The 3418-nt window shown below is 63.5% G+C and carries 6 protein-coding genes; 2 read left to right on the forward strand and 4 right to left on the reverse strand.

Going from position 1 to position 3418, the window contains the following annotated elements:
• The first annotated feature begins 99 nt into the window (after positions 1–99).
• Positions 100–351: a hypothetical protein gene (locus HPC46_RS33925; RefSeq protein ID WP_179476372.1), complete on the forward strand. Its 252-nt coding sequence runs from the start codon at positions 100–102 to the stop codon at positions 349–351.
• A 183-nt stretch (positions 352–534) separates the two neighbouring features.
• Here the strand turns inward: HPC46_RS33925 and HPC46_RS35420 are convergent, their stop codons facing one another.
• Positions 535–1032 (reverse strand): hypothetical protein, encoded by a 498-nt coding sequence (locus HPC46_RS35420; protein WP_233717036.1) that lies wholly within the window; start codon positions 1030–1032, stop codon positions 535–537.
• A gap of 149 nt (positions 1033–1181) precedes the next feature.
• Here HPC46_RS35420 and HPC46_RS33935 point away from each other — a divergent pair, with 149 nt between their 5' ends.
• Entirely contained in the window at positions 1182–1643 is a 462-nt protein-coding gene (locus HPC46_RS33935; RefSeq protein ID WP_179476373.1) for a hypothetical protein, read from the forward strand.
• Here HPC46_RS33935 and HPC46_RS33940 read toward each other — a convergent pair.
• The 3 genes from HPC46_RS33940 to HPC46_RS33950 all read right to left on the reverse strand — a co-directional run.
• A complete protein-coding gene (locus HPC46_RS33940) occupies positions 1636–1923 on the reverse strand; it encodes a hypothetical protein (protein WP_179476374.1) in 288 nt (95 codons plus the stop codon). The genes HPC46_RS33935 and HPC46_RS33940 overlap by 8 nt on opposite strands.
• Positions 1920–2978 (reverse strand): ATP-binding protein, encoded by a 1059-nt coding sequence (locus HPC46_RS33945; protein WP_325096874.1) that lies wholly within the window; start codon positions 2976–2978, stop codon positions 1920–1922. The genes HPC46_RS33940 and HPC46_RS33945 overlap by 4 nt, the downstream gene beginning before the upstream one ends.
• A 92-nt stretch (positions 2979–3070) precedes the next feature.
• Positions 3071–3418: hypothetical protein (locus HPC46_RS33950; RefSeq protein WP_179476376.1), on the reverse strand; the 348-nt coding region annotated here is incomplete at its 5' end.

Genomic DNA, 3418 nt, shown 5'->3' on the forward strand with positions numbered 1-3418 from the left:
GATCGGCTTACCCGTCTCAAGCACGATCCGCACAGCGCCCTCACGGAACTCCCGGTCGTACTTCTTCCGTTTCTCTGACATCGCTACTCCTTATAGCCGATGCCTCCACGGTCTCGGGGGAAGGCCACACAGACACTCGGAACACTTAAAACCGGCCGCGACACCGCACTCGACCGCGCCGCAACGCATTTGGCCGAACACCAACCAGTCACCACCGAAGACCGCGACGCCGCCGACCTGCTGGCCCGCCGCGACACCCTGCGCGACACCTACCAAACCCAGTTCAAACCCCGCCTACGCACCCACGACCACAGCCGCGAACACACCCGCGACCACGGCCTCGAACTCTAAAGCGCTGGTGGCGCAGCGACGCAGCGACTCTGATTTCGACACAATGCAACCGAGAACTAGTAATCCACCACAGTCCCGGCTCCGACGATTACCGCCAGCTATTGCTGCCGAGATCGAGCGCTGGGAGTCGATGCAGGACGAGCTGGGCGATGGGAGCGAGGGTTCGGATGGCTGAGGTGTGGCCTAGTCGGGAAAGTCAGGCTCGTCGCCGTACATGGCTACGGCGGTGATGTGCGCGAGCGCGACGCCGGGCCGGGCGGCTTTGGCTGGCGTCGCCGTGTTGTCGAAGTGGTGCTTGTCCGTGCCGCGGTAGGCGACGCGATCGCCGACGATGGTGCCGATATACCGGCCGTTCTTCGCGAACACCTTGTCGCCCTTGATCTGGCCGATGTACTTACCGTTTTTGGAGTGCAGGTCGGTGCCGAAGACCTGCAGGGGTCGGCCCTTTTTGGTGTAGAGCTGGCGCATCCCCCAATTATGAACCGCGGGCGTCGGCGATAATGTCCTGCACAGTGGTGCCGGGTGGGCGTTTGGCGCACCTAGCCGAGCTTGCGACGCCGCCATCAGCGTGTGATCGCCGGCGAGTACTTCGTTCGGGCGGCCCGTCAAGGTCCCCTTGTTCACCACGATCGTGCGGTATTGGCCATACGACTGCGACAGCGACTCCGCGATCGCGTCCACGTCACCGCGGCGGGGACTCCCCGCGAATGTCTGCAACTCATCGACAGCAACCGAGGCCTATTCAGGCATGCGGCAAGGGTGGTGGCCGTGGGTGCAGTTGGCGGCATGGGTGCGTGCGCCTGCGGGATCGACCGTTCTACGATCCCGGTGTGGCAGACATCGGAACAGCGCTGATCTCAGGCGGGGCCGCGCTTTTCGGCGCTGCGATCGGTGCTCTAACCGCCCACGCTGTGGCGCGCAGGACCCGCGAGGCAGATCGCCGCAAGCGGTGCGTCGACAGGGTCCTCGCGGCGATTGCCCAGCTCGATAAGGCCTACGCAGACTACGTAATCGCTGTCACGGAGAAGCCGGAGAATCCCCACGTCGTGTTGCATCTTCATGGCGCGGTACGGGCTTACGACCAAGCCGCTCAGATGGTGCACATCCTGTCGCTACGGGACGCCCTAATCCGATTCCGCGAAAATCTGACGGAATTCTATCTGATGTACGGCCAACCGCGCGACCCGCTCGATGCCGATCGGAAGGTCCCCACGAGGCAAGAACTGGATGTCGAACTTTTCGATCTGGGGGACAAGCTGCGAAACTACGAGATGAAAGACGCTCTTAAATGAACTCGAGACGGTCCCGCACGCCGTAGAACTCGGCGCGGTCCTTCAGGTAGTCGATGAACTCCTGGTCGGAGACGTTACCGACCTCCAGCCGCGCAGCATTCCGCTCAACCAGCACGGTCCGCACGATCTCGTCAGCAAACGACGCAGCCGCTGCAATCAGCGAGCCGCACCTAAGCTCCACGACATAGTCGGACAGGTCACCCTCCGGGAGGGTGCTGAGGATCTGTTGCGCCCGGGGCCGAGATCCGGCCAACACCGGCGCTTCAAAGGAAACCGTCACGGCCCTACCTTTCTCGCACCTGGCTTGAAGCCAGCGTAAATCACTGTCCCTGGGAAGGCAGCGGTTACCTCCCGACACGCAATGGGACCGTTACCAGCGACGCTGGTCCCGGCCGCCCTTCCGCTCCACGCGAACAGCCGCCCTTGGTGGTGCTTTACGCGCCGATGGAGATCATCCAGCCCCGTGCCGCGGCCAGCGACGCTGGTCCCAGAAACCTCGCGCTGGAACGCCAGTTCCATTGCATCCAGTGATCCTTCCACCCAGTACCGACGGCTCAAAGTGATTTCAAGACCATGCCCCGCGTCGGCCACCGCGAACGTGATCAGTCCGTCCTTCGAAGACGGAATCACCTGCATGGCCGCCCAACCGCCGCCCGCCCCGCTGTGCTCTGCAACGTTATTCACGACTTCAGAGATTCCTTTGAAAAACGACTTCGCATCCTCGGTGCTGCACGCAGGCGAGGCGTTCATCCGCCTGAAGACCCGTTCAGCCAGCTCGTCACCACCGCCGTAGGCGTCGAAACGCTGCAGCTCAGAGAGCCGATCGGTGCTCCACTCGTTCACCCTGGGCAACACAACATCGGAGCAGAAGTCAGCGAGGGATTCCCGGAGGTGCATACGGGACATGTAGCTGCGGACATTCGCCTGTTGCGGCTCAACGAACCTCACACGACGGTTGCGGTTCGCAGCATCCTCGGCCACCGCGGCGATCATCGTAAGTCCGACGCAATCGATGTACTGAACCCGCGACATGTCGATGGTCACTTCCGCCGCATCGTCGGGCGTGTCGGCAGTCCAGTCACCGACCGTGCCGGCCGTGAACGGATACAGGTAGCGCCGCTTCGATGGAGGCGGCCGCAGATCCACCGCTCGATCATGGCATGTGATTTTCCAGGACCGACCGACAAATCGCCGCCACAATGGAATCGTGGCCACACACGTCACCGCTGTGACTCTGACGATCGAGGCAGGCAAACACGGCAAGGTCTGGCGCCTCCGCTGGACCGAAGAACGCGACGGCCGCAACGCCGGCAACTGGACGAAAACCCACGACACCGAACACGCCGCCCGCCGTCATGCCACTGGGCTCAGTCGAGTGGACGCCCCATCGTCGGCGTCGCGGCAACTCGTGATGGGCGCTGATCGGCTTAGAGTTCGAGGCCGTGGTCGCGGGTGTGTTCGCGGCTGTGGTCGTGGGTGCGTAGGCGGGGTTTGAACTGGGTTTGGTAGGTGTCGCGCAGGGTGTCGCGGCGGGCCAGCAGGTCGGCGGCGTCGCGGTCTTCGGTGGTGACTGGTTGGTGTTCGGCCAAATGCGTTGCGGCGCGGTCGAGTGCGGTGTCGCGGCCGGTTTTAAGTGTTCCGAGTGTCTGTGCCCAGGGCAGGTTGTCGGCGAGGGCGTCGACGAGGCTGTGGGCGGGGGTGCGGCCCTCGGTGGGGGTGTGTACCAGCAGCAGTTTGGTGTTGGTGCGGCTGGCGTGCTCGGTGAAGTAGCGCAG

It is taken from the genome of Mycolicibacterium vinylchloridicum (assembly GCF_013404075.1).
Taxonomy (GTDB): domain Bacteria; phylum Actinomycetota; class Actinomycetes; order Mycobacteriales; family Mycobacteriaceae; genus Mycobacterium; species Mycobacterium vinylchloridicum.

Bases quoted from the DNA above. Each gene is read 5' to 3' on its own strand.
- HPC46_RS33925 (WP_179476372.1), top strand. From the start codon at position 100: ATGCCTCCACGGTCTCGGGGGAAGGCCACACAGACACTCGGAACACTT.